At 62.5% G+C, this 12,820-nt stretch carries 12 protein-coding genes; 11 read left to right on the top strand and 1 reads right to left on the bottom strand.

Annotated features, from left to right (window positions below):
* Positions 1-102: 102 nt before the first annotated feature.
* The 11 genes from E4T63_RS20270 (at position 103) to E4T63_RS20215 (ending at position 9,378) form a co-directional block, all read left to right on the top strand.
* Positions 103-738, top strand: coding sequence for a MotA/TolQ/ExbB proton channel family protein (locus E4T63_RS20270; protein ID WP_003227083.1), 636 nt, complete (start codon positions 103-105; stop codon positions 736-738).
* Positions 735-1,163: an ExbD/TolR family protein gene (locus E4T63_RS20265; RefSeq protein ID WP_027612340.1), complete on the top strand. Its 429-nt coding sequence runs from the start codon at positions 735-737 to the stop codon at positions 1,161-1,163. The genes E4T63_RS20270 and E4T63_RS20265 overlap by 4 nt, the downstream gene beginning before the upstream one ends.
* The gene (gene lpxK, locus E4T63_RS20260; protein ID WP_135296340.1) at positions 1,163-2,173 is read left to right on the top strand and encodes a tetraacyldisaccharide 4'-kinase; all 1,011 of its coding nucleotides are present in this window, start codon (positions 1,163-1,165) and stop codon (positions 2,171-2,173) included. The genes E4T63_RS20265 and lpxK overlap by 1 nt, the downstream gene beginning before the upstream one ends.
* Positions 2,174-2,194: 21 nt before the next feature.
* On the top strand, positions 2,195-2,380 hold the full coding sequence (locus E4T63_RS20255) for a Trm112 family protein (RefSeq protein ID WP_003174668.1): 186 nt from the start codon (positions 2,195-2,197) through the stop codon (positions 2,378-2,380).
* Complete coding sequence (kdsB, locus tag E4T63_RS20250) at positions 2,377-3,141, top strand: 3-deoxy-manno-octulosonate cytidylyltransferase (RefSeq protein WP_135296339.1); 765 nt, start codon at positions 2,377-2,379, stop codon at positions 3,139-3,141. Before E4T63_RS20255 ends, kdsB begins: the two co-directional genes overlap by 4 nt.
* A complete protein-coding gene (locus E4T63_RS20245) occupies positions 3,141-3,605 on the top strand; it encodes a low molecular weight protein-tyrosine-phosphatase (protein WP_123587531.1) in 465 nt (154 codons plus the stop codon). Before kdsB ends, E4T63_RS20245 begins: the two co-directional genes overlap by 1 nt.
* Positions 3,602-4,621 carry a UDP-N-acetylmuramate dehydrogenase gene (murB, locus tag E4T63_RS20240; RefSeq protein WP_135296338.1) on the top strand — a complete coding sequence of 340 codons (1,020 nt, stop codon included), beginning with the start codon at positions 3,602-3,604 and terminating at the stop codon, positions 4,619-4,621. Before E4T63_RS20245 ends, murB begins: the two co-directional genes overlap by 4 nt.
* A gap of 395 nt (positions 4,622-5,016) precedes the next feature.
* Positions 5,017-5,487: a (2Fe-2S)-binding protein gene (locus tag E4T63_RS20230; protein ID WP_027612345.1), complete on the top strand. Its 471-nt coding sequence runs from the start codon at positions 5,017-5,019 to the stop codon at positions 5,485-5,487.
* Positions 5,484-7,805, top strand: coding sequence for a xanthine dehydrogenase family protein molybdopterin-binding subunit (locus E4T63_RS20225; RefSeq protein ID WP_135296337.1), 2,322 nt, complete (start codon positions 5,484-5,486; stop codon positions 7,803-7,805). Before E4T63_RS20230 ends, E4T63_RS20225 begins: the two co-directional genes overlap by 4 nt.
* A complete protein-coding gene (locus E4T63_RS20220; RefSeq protein ID WP_135296336.1) occupies positions 7,805-8,785 on the top strand; it encodes an XdhC family protein in 981 nt (326 codons plus the stop codon). The genes E4T63_RS20225 and E4T63_RS20220 overlap by 1 nt, the downstream gene beginning before the upstream one ends.
* On the top strand, positions 8,782-9,378 hold the full coding sequence (locus E4T63_RS20215) for a nucleotidyltransferase family protein (protein WP_135296335.1): 597 nt from the start codon (positions 8,782-8,784) through the stop codon (positions 9,376-9,378). The genes E4T63_RS20220 and E4T63_RS20215 overlap by 4 nt, the downstream gene beginning before the upstream one ends.
* A gap of 189 nt (positions 9,379-9,567) precedes the next feature.
* Here the strand turns inward: E4T63_RS20215 and rne are convergent, their stop codons facing one another.
* Positions 9,568-12,804, bottom strand: a complete 3,237-nt coding sequence (gene rne / locus E4T63_RS20210) for a ribonuclease E (RefSeq protein WP_135296334.1) — start codon at positions 12,802-12,804, stop codon at positions 9,568-9,570.
* Positions 12,805-12,820 lie beyond the last annotated feature (16 nt).

Below are 12,820 nucleotides of genomic sequence, written 5' to 3'. Positions count from 1 at the left end.
GATCGCAGGATCGCCGAATGCGGCATCAGGTCGTCGGGGCAGCGGGTCTTAATCGCGAACCGGTATGGTAAAGTGGCGCACTTTTTCGAGGGGACTGTCACTGTGTGGGAATTGGTCAAATCCGGCGGCTGGATGATGTTGCCGATCATTCTGAGTTCCATCGCGGCCATGGCGATTGTCGCCGAGCGTCTGTGGACCCTGCGCGCCAGCCGCGTCACCCCCGAGCATCTGCTGGGTCAGGTCTGGGTCTGGATCAAGGACAAGCAGCTCAATAAAGAAAAACTCAAGGAATTGCGCGCCAATTCGCCGCTGGGTGAAATCCTCGCCGCGGGCCTGGCCAACTCCAAGCATGGTCGCGAGATCATGAAGGAATGCATCGAAGAAGCCGCCGCGCGGGTGATTCACGAGCTCGAACGCTACGTCAACGCGCTGGGCACCATCGCTGCCATGTCGCCGTTGCTGGGCCTGTTGGGCACGGTGCTGGGCATGATCGACATTTTCAGCGCCTTCACCGGTTCCGGCATGACCACCAACGCCTCGGTCCTGGCCGGCGGTATTTCCAAGGCACTGATCACCACTGCGGCGGGCCTGATGGTCGGTATTCCGTCGGTGTTCTTCCACCGTTTCCTGCAACGCCGCATCGATGAGCTGGTGGTGGGCATGGAGCAGGAAGCGATCAAACTGGTCGAAGTGGTGCAGGGCGACCGTGACGTCGATCTGGCCGGGGACAAAGCGTGAAATTCCGTCGCAAACCCCGGGAAACGATCGACATCAACCTCGCGTCGCTGATCGACGTGGTGTTCATCCTGTTGCTGTTTTTCGTCGTGACCACCACCTTCACCCGCGAGACACAGTTGCGCGTCGATCTGCCGGAATCGGTCAGCGGATCGCCCGCCGAAGACCAGCAGCTCAAGCAACTGGATGTCGCGATCAGCGCTGAAGGCGTGTTCTCGGTGAACAACAAGATTCTGCCGAAAAACGACCTGGCGACGCTGATGGAAGCCATGCAGAAAGAAGCCAACGGTGACACCAACATGCCGTTGTCGATCAGCGCTGACGGCAAGACCCAACACCAATCGGTGATCACCGCCATGGACGCGGCCGGCAAGCTCGGTTTCAGCCATTTGCGCATGACCACGGTCGAGGCGGCGCCCAAATCCTGATGAGCCTGTCCGATCGTTTGCTCGCCGCGTGGTATCAGGGGCATCCGGCCCTGACGCTGCTGCGGCCGCTGGAAATGCTCTACCGCCGCGTGGTGGTCAACAAGCGTCAGCGCTTTCTCGACGGTGAAGGCCAGATCTATCAGCCACCGGTGCCGTTGATCGTGGTCGGCAATATCACCGTCGGCGGCACCGGCAAGACACCGATGATCCTGTGGCTGATCGAGCATTGCCGACGCGCCGGTCTGCGGGTTGGTGTGGTCAGTCGTGGATATGGCGCCAAACCGCCGCAACTGCCGTGGCGGGTCACCGCCGAGCAGAGCGCCGACGTCGCCGGCGATGAACCGCTGTTGATCGTGCAGCGCACCGGCGTGCCGCTGATGATCGACCCTGATCGCAGCGCAGCGGTCAAAGCCTTGCTCGCCAGTGAGCCGCTGGACCTGATCCTCTCCGATGATGGCATGCAGCATTACCGCTTGGCGCGAGATCTGGAGCTGGTGCTGATCGACGCCGCCCGTGGTTTGGGCAACAAGCGCTGCCTGCCGGCCGGTCCGTTGCGCGAGCCGATCGAGCGCCTGCAAAGCGTCGATGGCGTGCTGTTCAACGGTGCCACTGCGGATCGTGAAGACGGTTTTGCCTTTCACCTGCAACCGACCGCACTGGTCAATCTGCGCAGTGGCGCGCGCAAGCCGCTGGCGCATTTTGCGCCCGGTCAATCGGTGCACGCGGTGGCCGGAATCGGCAATCCGCAACGTTTCTTCAATACCCTCGAAGCGCTAGACTGGCGAGCAGTCCCCCATGCGTTTGCCGACCACGCCGAATACAGCGTGCAGGCCTTGAATTTCACACCGTCATTGCCGTTGGTGATGACCGAAAAGGACGCGGTGAAGTGCCGTGCCTTCGCAGCAGACGACTGGTGGTATCTGGCGGTCGATGCCGTGCCGTCACCGGCCTTCGTGGCCTGGTTCGACACCCAGTTGATGCGCCTGTTGCCCGATCGTCTTTTGCCTTAACTCTTTATCCAGGGAATGTTCATGGACACCAAATTGCTCGACATCCTCGCGTGCCCGATCTGCAAAGGCCCGCTCAAGCTCAGCGCCGACAAGACCGAACTGATCAGCAAGGGCGCCGGTCTGGCCTATCCGATCCGCGACGGCATCCCGGTGATGCTCGAAAGCGAAGCGCGCACCCTGACCACTGACGAGCGTCTGGATAAATGACCACTGCTTTCACCGTTGTCATCCCGTCGCGTTACGCCTCGACCCGCCTGCCGGGCAAACCGCTGCTGGATATCGCCGGCAAGCCGATGATCCAGCATGTCTGGGAGCAGGCGAGCAAAAGCAGCGCCAGCCGTGTGGTCGTCGCGACTGACGATGCGCGCATCGTCGAAGCCTGCAAGGCGTTCGGCGCGGAAGTGGTGCTGACCCGTGAAGATCACAATTCCGGCACCGATCGTCTAGCTGAGGTCGCCGCCAAACTGGGCCTCGAGCCTGACGCGATCGTGGTCAACGTGCAGGGTGACGAGCCGCTGATCCCGCCAAGCGTGATCGATCAGGTTGCCGCCAACCTCGCCGCCCACACCGAAGCGCGCATGGCCACGCTGGCCGAGCCGATCGAAGACGTCGAAACCCTGTTCAACCCGAACGTGGTCAAGGTCGTCAGCGACCTCAATGGTCTGGCGCTGACCTTCAGTCGCGCTACTTTGCCGTGGGCCCGCGATGCCTTCGCCAAGAGCCGCGAGCAGTTGCCGGAAAGCGTGCCGTACCGTCGCCACATCGGCATTTATGCCTACCGTGCCGGGTTCCTCCAGGACTTCGTGAACTGGGGCCCATGCTGGCTGGAAAACACTGAATCCCTCGAACAACTGCGTGCCCTGTGGCATGGCGTGCGGATTCATGTGGCCGATGCATTGATCGCGCCGCCGACCGGTGTCGACACCGTTGAAGACCTCGAGCGCGTTCGTCGCCTGCTGGAGGCCTGATGCGCGTTCTGTTCGTGTGCCTGGGCAACATTTGCCGCTCGCCCACCGCTGAAGGCGTGCTGCGCCACAAATTGCGCACAGCCGGGCTGGCGGATCAGGTCGAAGTGGCCTCCGCCGGCACCGGTGACTGGCACGTCGGCAATCCGCCGGACAAGCGCAGCCAGGCTGCAGCCAAAGTGCGTGGTTATGACCTGTCGGCGCAACGCGCGCAGCAGGTCAGCCGCGCCGATTTCGCCAGTTACGACCTGATTCTGGCCATGGACAACAGCAACCTGCGTAACCTCAAGGCACTGCAACCGTCCACCGGCAAGGCCGAGCTGGATCTGTTCCTGCGCCGTTATGCCGGTGTGGTCGATGAAGTGCCGGATCCGTACTACGACGGCGATCAGGGCTTCGAGCAGGTGCTGGACCTGATCGAAGCAGCCTGTGACCAACTGTTGATCGAAGTGAAGGGCCGGTTATGAGTTTGCAGCTTCAATCACAGGTTTCGCTGAAACCGTTCAACAGTTTTGGCGTCGACGTTCGCGCGCAGTTGTTCGCCGAGGCCCACAGCGACGCCGACGTGCGCGAAGCCCTTGCCTATGCGACTGCCCATGATCTGCCGTTGCTGGTGATCGGCGGCGGCAGCAACCTGCTGCTGACTGCAGATATTCCGGCGCTGGTGCTGCGCATGGCCAGCCATGGCATTCGGCTGATCAGCGATGACGGCAACCACGTGGTGATCGAGGCTGAAGCCGGTGAGCCGTGGCATCCGTTCGTGCAGCACACGCTGGCGCTGGGTTTTTCCGGTCTGGAAAACCTCAGCCTGATCCCCGGCACCGTGGGCGCGGCACCGATGCAGAACATCGGTGCCTACGGCGTCGAGATCAAGGATGTGTTCGCCGGGCTGACCGCGCTGGATCGCCAGACCGGCGAGCTGCGCGACTTCAGCCTGGAAGAATGCAACTTCGCCTACCGCGACAGCCTGTTCAAGCAGCAGCCGGGGCGTTGGCTGATCCTGCGGGTGCGCTTCAAGCTCGATCGTGTTGCGCATCTGCATCTGGAATACGGCCCGGTGCGTCAGCGCCTGACCGAGCAAGGCATCGAGCAACCGACACCCAGCGACGTCAGTCGCGCGATCTGCAGTATCCGCAGCGAAAAATTGCCGGATCCGGCGGTGCTCGGCAATGCCGGCAGTTTCTTCAAGAATCCGCTGGTGTCGGCCGCGCTGGTCGAGCAGATCAAGGCGCAGCACCCGGATCTGGTGGCCTATGCGCAAGCGGACGGGCAGATGAAACTGGCCGCCGGCTGGTTGATCGAGCGCGCTGGCTGGAAAGGTTTCCGCGAGGCCGATGCCGGCGTGCATAAATTGCAGGCGCTGGTGCTGGTCAACTACGGCACCGCGACCGGTCTGCAATTGCTGGAGCTGGCGCAACGCATCCAGAAAGATATTGCCGAACGTTTCAATGTCGAACTGGAAATGGAGCCGAACCGCTATTGAGGCTACGCTTCAGGTCGGTATCCAAAGCCCTGCACTGAACAAAAAGTGCAGGGCTTTTTTGTTAACGGTGGGTTAACTTAGCCAGCTAACGATAACCGTCATTTGCTCCACCAAAGGCCCGGTGCAGACGTTCGCGTCGGCACAAGAGAGCCTGTGCCAACCACATATCAGTCAGCGATGACCCTGTGGCGAGGGAGCTTGCTCCCGCTGGGGCGCGTAGCGGCCCCGCTTTCAAGAAGGGCCTGCTCCGCAGTCCAGCGGGAGCAAGCACCCTCGCCACAGGCTCAGTGTTCGGCTTCACTGATGTGTATTGGCCCATTAGCCTGAGTCGATCTGCGTGAACCACCGCCAGTTCTGCTCGACCCCATAACCACCAAGAATATGCGGGCGTGCCCATGATTACCCTGAAACTCAATGGCCAGGATCACCCACTGGATGTCACCGAAGACATGCCGCTGCTGTGGGCAATCCGTGATGTCGCCGGTTACAACGGCACCAAATTCGGCTGCGGCATGGGCCTGTGCGGTGCCTGCACCATTCATATCGACGGCTTGCCGGCGCGCAGTTGCATCACGCCGATCGGCTCGGTGGTCGGGCAAAACGTCACCACCATCGACAATCTGCACGCCGATCCGGTCGGGCAGGTGGTGCAGCAAGCCTGGCTCGATAGCGCCGTGGCGCAGTGTGGTTTTTGTCAGGGCGGGCAGATCATGTCCGCCACCGCGTTGCTCAAGACCAACCCCGATCCGAGCGACGAGCAGATCGAAGAGGCAATGGTCGGCAACATTTGCCGGTGCGGCACCTACAACCGGATCAAGACCGCGATCCGCCAGGCCTCGACTCACTTGAAGGAGGCCAAGGCATGAGCCGCTTGCCGAATGATTTCGCCCTGAGCAATCTCAGCCGCCGTGGCTTTCTCAAGGGCGTCGGCGCCACGGGCGCATTGGTGCTGGCCGCGAGCTGGGGCTGGCAGGATGCACTGGCTGAAGACGCGCCGAAGAAGTTCGGTGCCGACGGCATGCCCAATGGCTGGATCGACGATCCCAAGGTCTACGTCAGCATCGCCGCAGACGGCACGGTCACCGTGGTCTGCAACCGCTCGGAAATGGGCCAGGGCGTGCGCACCAGCCTGACCATGGTAGTTGCCGACGAACTGGACGCCGATTGGGCCAAGGTCAAAGTCCGGCAAGCGCCGGGTGACGAAGTACGTTTCGGCAACCAGGACACTGACGGTTCGCGCAGCATGCGTCACTGGTATGAACCGATGCGCCGCTGCGGCGCGGCGGCCCGGACCATGCTGGAACAAGCCGCCGCCGCGCAGTGGCAGGTGCCGGTGGGCGAGTGCCATGCGCAGCTGCACAAAGTCATTCACAAACCATCCGGTCGCGAGCTGGGTTACGGCGAACTTGCCGCTGCAGCCAGTGCACTGGCAGTGCCGGCCCGTGACAGCCTGCGCCTCAAGCAGCCGTCGGAGTTCCGCTACATCGGCAAGGAAGGCACCAAAGCCATCGACGGTGCCGATATCGTCAACGGGCGCGCGGTGTACGGCGCGGACGTGCATTTCGACGGCATGCTCTACGCCACCATCGCCCGTCCGGCGGTGTACGGCGGCAAGGTCAAGTCGCTGGATGACAGCGCCGCGCTGAAGGTTCCGGGTGTGCTGAAGATCATGCAGATCGAGAGCCGTCCGCTGCCTTCGGAATTCCAGCCGCTGGGCGGCGTAGCGGTGATTGCCAGCAATACCTGGGCGGCGATCAAGGGCCGCGAGGCGCTGAAGATCGAATGGGACGACGGCCCCAATGCCAGTTATGACTCGATCGCTTATCGCAAGGAACTGGAAGCGGCGTCGCGCAAACCCGGCAAAGTGGTACGCAACACTGGCGATATCGACAAAGCCCTGAGCGGCGCAGCGAGCAGTCTCGAAGCGTCTTACTATCTGCCGCATCTGGCGCAGGCACCGATGGAGCCGATGGTCGCCATCGCGCGCTACGACAAAGGTGTGTGTGAAGCGTGGGCGCCGAGTCAGGCGCCGCAGGTGACTCGCGAACGCATCGCCGAGCGCCTCGGGCTGCCGTTCGACAATGTCACCTTCAACGTCACGCTGCTCGGTGGCGGTTTCGGCCGTAAATCGAAGCCGGATTTCGTCGTCGAAGCGGCGATCCTCGCCAAAGAGTTCCCAGGCAAAGCGGTGCGGGTGCAATGGACCCGCGAGGATGACATCCACAACTCGTATTTCCACACGGTGTCCGCCGAGTATTTGAAAGCCGCTGTCGGCAAGGACGGCATGCCCTCCGGCTGGCTGCATCGCACAGTGGCGCCGAGCATTACGGCGCTGTTCGCCCCGGGCATGAACCATGAAGCGGCGTTCGAACTGGGCATGGGTTTCACCAATATGGCTTACGCGATTCCCAGCGTGCGCCTGGAAAACCCCGAAGCCACGGTGCATACCCGCGTCGGCTGGTATCGCTCGGTGTCGAACATTCCTCACGGTTTTGCGATTCAGAGTTTCGTCGACGAACTGGCGCACAAGGCTGGCGTCGATCCGCTCAAGTACCAGATCAAGTTGCTCGGCCCGGATCGGCAGATCGATCCGCGTACCCTGAGTGAGGAGTGGAACTACGGCGAATCCCTCGAGCGCTACCCGATCGACACCGGGCGCATGCGCACGGTATTGGAAACCGCGGCCAAGGCTGCCGGCTGGGGGCGCCAATTGCCCAAGGGCCGAGGCCTCGGTCTGGCGGTGCATTACAGCTTCGTCACCTATGTGGCGGCGGTGATCGAAGTCGAGGTCAAGGACGACGGTACGCTGATCGTGCACAAGGCTGACATCGCTGTTGATTGCGGACCGCAGATCAACCCTGAGCGCATTCGCTCGCAGTTCGAGGGCGCGTGCGTGATGGGTCTGGGCAACGCGGTGCTGGGTGAAATCAGCTTCAAGGATGGCAAGGTCCAGCAGGACAACTTCCATATGTACGAAGTGGCGCGCATGTCGCTGGCGCCGAAGGAAGTTGCGGTGCATCTGGTGACGCCGCCGGGTGACGTGCCGTTGGGCGGAGTCGGTGAGCCGGGCGTGCCGCCGATTGCGCCGGCACTGTGCAATGCGATCTTCGCCGCCACCGGCCAGCGCATCCGCAACTTGCCGGTGCGTTATCAGCTGCAGGGCTGGCAGAAGGCGCAGGCGTAATGGACAGCGCCGATCTCAACGTCCTGCGCAGCGTGCTTGAATGGCGCCGCGCCGGGCAGCGGGTGGTGCTGTTCAGTGTGGTGCAGACCTGGGGCACTGCGCCCCGGGCACTCGGCGCGATGCTCGCGTTGCGCGAGGACGGCGTGGTGATCGGCTCGGTGTCCGGCGGTTGTGTCGAGGATGACTTGATCGCCCGTCTGCACGACGGGCGCATCGCCAGCGACGGCCCGCCAGTGCAACTGATTACCTATGGCGTCACCCGCGAGGAGGCGGCGCGTTTCGGCTTGCCCTGTGGCGGCACGCTGCGCCTGACCGAGGAGCGGGTCGCTGATCCGGCGTGGGTCGCCGAGTTGCTGGCGCGTTGTGAAAACCATGAGATTGTCGCCCGTGAGCTGAACATCGAAACCGGTGAGGTTGTGCTGTCGGCGGCGAGCAAATCCGATGTGCTCGAATTCGACGGCAAGACCCTGCGCGCCATTTATGGTCCGCGCTGGCGTCTGTTGTTGATCGGCGCCGGGCAGCTGTCGCGTTACGTGGCGGACATGGCGCGGCTGCTGGATTTCGAAGTGCTGATCTGCGATCCGCGTACCGAGTTCGTTTATGGCTGGGAAGAGCACCACGGACGGTTCGTCCCGGGTATGCCGGATGATGCGGTGTTGAGCATTCAGACGGACGAACGCACAGCCATCGTCGCGCTGACTCACGATCCCCGTCTGGATGATATGGCGTTGCTCACCGCGCTCGATTCGCCGGCCTTCTATGTCGGTGCACTGGGGTCGCGGGTCAACAGCCAGAAGCGCCGGGACAATCTGGCTCAGCTAGGCTTGTCAGAAGCCGCCATTGCGCGATTGCACGGGCCGATCGGTCTGCACATCGGCAGTCATTCGCCAGCGGAGATTGCCCTGTCGTTGTTGGCGGAGATTGTGGCGATCAAGAACGGCGTCGAGTTGAAACAGAAGAAAGTCGTGGAGGGCGCATGAGTCGATCTATCGCAGTGATTGTGCTGGCGGCGGGCGAGGGCAGTCGCTTTCGCCAGGTTGCCGGTGCCGACAAGGACAAGTTGCTGGCCGATTGCACCGGGCGTGATGGCGCGGTGCGCTCGGTGATCGAGCAAGTGTTGCTGAATCTGCCGGCCAACCTCGACAAGCGGGTGCTGGTGACCACTGAAGCGCGGCCGCAGGCGATGCGCATGGCTCAGGCTTATGGCTGTGACGTGGTCTCGATTGAATCGACCGGGATGGGTGACAGTATTGCGGCTGGCGTTGCGGTTTGTCCGGATGCAGATGGCTGGCTGATCGTGTTGGGGGACATGCCGTTTATCCTGCCGTCGAGTATCGAGCGGGTGGTGGCGGCAATGACCGATGACGCGGTTAGTGTGCCGGTGCAGGAGGGCGAATTTGGGCATCCGGTGGGGTTCGGGCGTTCGTTCGGGCCGGGCTTGCAGGCATTGAGTGGTGATCGCGGCGCCAGGCCTTTGTTCAAGCAGGGCAGGGTGATTGAGATAGCGGTGGATGATCCCGGGGTGTTGTGGGATATCGATGTGCCTGAGTCTCTGGTATTCCCCCAATCCTGAGCCTCCTGCAGAGCTTTTGTGGGAGCGGGCTTGCTCGCGAATGCGGAGCGTCAGTGACTTCCAGGGTGGCTGACACACCGCATTCGCGAGCAAGCCCGCTCCCACATTGAAGGGTGGTGATGCTTGAGCTGGAGGCAATAAAAAGCCCCGCCTGATTGCTCAGACGGGGCTTTTTATTGGCTTGCGGAATCAGACGAGCGGTTTAGGCTCGTGTTCTTTTTCCTCGGCCGCTTGGTGATGCTCGACCGCGTCCTGAACGGAGCGTGGTGCTTCGGCGATCACCGATTCAACCACCGCTTCTTCAGTCACGGTAGCAACCTCGACCACTTCAGCCGCCGGAGCAGCAGCGGCAGCCAGTTCGGCTTCCTTCTGCAGACGCTCGGCTTCACGCTTGCGGCGACGCACTTCACGTGGGTCGTTTGGCGCACGGCCGTTTGGCGTCAGGGCGCTGACCGGAGCGGCTTCAACTACTGGAGCAGGGGCTTCGGCAGCCACTGGCGCTTCGACCACCGGTGCTTCAACCACTGGCGCTGGAGCAGGTTCAGCGGCTTCGACCACTGGCGCGGCAGCCTTGGCTTCTTCAACCACTGGGGCTTCAACGACTGGCGCTGGAGTTTCAGCGACGGCAGGCTCGGCAACCCAGTTGAACGCGGTCTGTTCTTCACGAACTTCACGCACGGTTTCGGTCACGGTTTCAGCGACGGTTTCAGCAACCGGCTCAGCAGCCACAACTGGCGCTTCAATAGCAGGTTCTGCAGCAGCTTCAACCTGAGGCAGTGTTTCTTGAACCGGTGCCACTTCGACTTCCGGAGCAGCAACCACTTCCACTGGGGTGGTGGCCTCAACGACCGGCGCTTCCACTGGAGCGGTTTCCTGAACAGCGGCGGTAGCGCGTTCGGCTTGCTCGTGAGCCTGTGCTTCGGCCGGAGCGCTGATCACGCTGCTGGCAACAGCGGCAGTGACGGCCAGGCCGGCAGCCAGATCGGCAGCGCTTGGTGCTGGTTCAGCGTTTTCGCCGGACTCGGACTCTTCCGAACCTTCGATCACGTTGCCGTTGGCATCACGCTGACGCTCGCGACGGTTGCTGCGACGACGCTGACCACGGGAGCGACGACGTGGACGATCGCCTTCGGCGTTGTCCTGACCGTCTTCCGGCAGTTGCTCTTCGTTGCTGTTCACTTCTTCTTCAGCAACGGCAGCAGCCTGCTCGGCACGCGGTTGACGCTCTTCACGCGGTGGGCGTGGAGCGCGCTCTTCGCGAGGCTGACGGGCCGGACGCTCTTCTGCGACCACAGCGGCAGCGGCAGCTGCTACGGGTGCAGCCGGAGCGGCGTCCAGTGGCTCGCGCAGTTCACGTACACGCTCTTCACGCTCGCCACGTGGCTTGCGATCTTCGCGCGGCGCACGTGGTGCACGTTCTTCACGCGGAGCGCGGGGTGCGCGTTCTTCGCGGGCGGCCGGTGCTTCGCTGCGGGCTTCACGCGGCTCGCGGACTTCACGGGCTTCACGTGGCTGACGCTCTTCACGCGGCTCGCGTGGGGCGCGTTCTTCACGCGGTGCACGTTCTTCGCGCGGCTTGCGCTCTTCATCACGGCGACCGTTACGGTTGCGGCTCTGCTGACGACCGTTGCGACGCTCTTCGTTGCGGGCCGGACGCTCGGTGGCCGGTTTTTCAACGACGACCGGAGCGGCTGGCTCTTCTTTGGTCGCGAACAGGCTGACCAGCGATTTCACCAGGCCCTTGAACAGGCTTGGCTCTGGCGCGGCAACCGGAGCCGGTGCAGCAGCGGCAGGCGCGGCGACTTCGGTCGGCACCGGCGCATTGGCACGGGCCGGCGCAGTCTTGACCGCAGCTTCCTGGCGAACCAGGGTGCGGGTCGCAGCGGCTGGCTGGACTTCTTCGACTTCGGCAGCGGCAGCAGCGATTTCGTAGCTGGACTGGTTGGTCGCAGCTTCCGGGCTGTCGTCACGCAGACGCTGAACTTCGAAGTGCGGGGTTTCGAGGTGATCGTTCGGCAGAATGACGATACGGGCACGGGTGCGCAGTTCGATCTTGGTGATCGAGTTGCGTTTTTCGTTGAGCAGGAACGCGGCGACCGGGATCGGCACCTGGGCGCGCACTTCGGCAGTGCGGTCTTTCAGGGCTTCTTCTTCGATCAGGCGCAGGATCGCCAGCGACAGCGATTCGACGTCACGGATGATGCCGGTGCCGTTGCAGCGCGGGCAGACGATGCCGCTGCTTTCGCCCAGCGATGGACGCAGGCGCTGACGGGACATTTCCAGCAGGCCGAAGCGCGAGATGCGGCCGATCTGCACGCGAGCGCGGTCGGCTTCCAGGCATTCGCGGACTTTCTCTTCCACGGCGCGCTGGTTCTTGGCAGGGGTCATGTCGATGAAGTCGATGACGATCAGGCCGCCGATGTCGCGCAGGCGCAACTGACGGGCGATTTCTTCGGCGGCTTCAAGGTTGGTCTGCAGCGCGGTTTCTTCGATGTCGCTGCCTTTGGTGGCGCGCGCCGAGTTGATGTCGATGGACACCAGGGCTTCGGTCGGATCGATGACGATGGAGCCGCCGGAAGGCAGTTCGACGACGCGCTGGAAAGCGGTCTCGATCTGGCTTTCGATCTGGAAACGGTTGAACAGCGGAACGCTGTCTTCGTACAGCTTGATCTTGCTGGCGTACTGCGGCATCACCTGGCGGATGAAGGTCAGGGCTTCGTCCTGGGCTTCAACGCTGTCGATCAGCACTTCGCCGATGTCCTGGCGCAGGTAATCGCGGATGGCGCGGATGATCACGTTGCTTTCCTGATAGATCAGGAATGGCGCGGAGCGATCCAGCGAGGCTTCTTTGATGGCAGTCCACAGTTGCAGCAGGTAGTCGAGGTCCCACTGCATTTCTTCGCTGCTGCGGCCCAGGCCGGCAGTGCGCACGATCAGACCCATGTCGGCTGGAGCAACCAGACCGTTCAGCGCTTCACGCAGTTCGTTGCGCTCTTCGCCTTCGATGCGACGGGAGATGCCGCCGGCACGCGGGTTGTTCGGCATCAGCACGAGGTAACGACCGGCCAGGCTGATGAAGGTGGTCAGGGCGGCGCCCTTGTTGCCACGTTCTTCTTTTTCGACCTGAACGATGACTTCCTGGCCTTCGCTCAGGACGTCCTTGATGTTGACGCGGCCTTCAGGGGCTTTCTTGAAGTATTCGCGGGAGATTTCTTTGAGGGGCAGGAAGCCGTGGCGCTCGGAGCCGAAATCGACAAAGGCAGCCTCAAGGCTTGGTTCGATGCGAGTGATACGGCCTTTGTAGATGTTGGCCTTCTTCTGCTCGCGTGCACCGGATTCGATGTCCAGGTCGTAGAGGCGTTGGCCATCTACCAGTGCAACACGCAACTCTTCGGGTTGAGTTGCGTTAATCAGCATTCTTTTCATGTAGTACCGTCGGTTT

It is taken from the genome of Pseudomonas fluorescens (assembly GCF_004683905.1).
In the GTDB taxonomy this organism is placed as follows: Bacteria; Pseudomonadota; Gammaproteobacteria; order Pseudomonadales; family Pseudomonadaceae; genus Aquipseudomonas; species Aquipseudomonas putida_A.
The sequence above is the reverse complement of the archived record's forward strand: the minus strand, read 5'-3'. Positions and strand labels throughout refer to the sequence as shown.

What these genes read in the sequence shown, in the direction of transcription:
- E4T63_RS20245 (WP_123587531.1), top strand. Translation starts at nt 3,141, where the DNA reads ATGCGCGTTCTGTTCGTGTGCCTGGGCAACATTTGCCGCTCGCCCACC.
- E4T63_RS20215 (WP_135296335.1), top strand. Translation starts at nt 8,782, where the DNA reads ATGAGTCGATCTATCGCAGTGATTGTGCTGGCGGCGGGCGAGGGCAGT.
- rne (WP_135296334.1), bottom strand. Translation starts at nt 12,804, where the DNA reads ATGAAAAGAATGCTGATTAACGCAACTCAACCCGAAGAGTTGCGTGTT.
- E4T63_RS20255 (WP_003174668.1), top strand. Translation starts at nt 2,195, where the DNA reads ATGGACACCAAATTGCTCGACATCCTCGCGTGCCCGATCTGCAAAGGC.
- E4T63_RS20230 (WP_027612345.1), top strand. Translation starts at nt 5,017, where the DNA reads ATGATTACCCTGAAACTCAATGGCCAGGATCACCCACTGGATGTCACC.
- E4T63_RS20220 (WP_135296336.1), top strand. Translation starts at nt 7,805, where the DNA reads ATGGACAGCGCCGATCTCAACGTCCTGCGCAGCGTGCTTGAATGGCGC.
- murB (WP_135296338.1), top strand. Translation starts at nt 3,602, where the DNA reads ATGAGTTTGCAGCTTCAATCACAGGTTTCGCTGAAACCGTTCAACAGT.
- E4T63_RS20225 (WP_135296337.1), top strand. Translation starts at nt 5,484, where the DNA reads ATGAGCCGCTTGCCGAATGATTTCGCCCTGAGCAATCTCAGCCGCCGT.
- lpxK (WP_135296340.1), top strand. Translation starts at nt 1,163, where the DNA reads ATGAGCCTGTCCGATCGTTTGCTCGCCGCGTGGTATCAGGGGCATCCG.
- kdsB (WP_135296339.1), top strand. Translation starts at nt 2,377, where the DNA reads ATGACCACTGCTTTCACCGTTGTCATCCCGTCGCGTTACGCCTCGACC.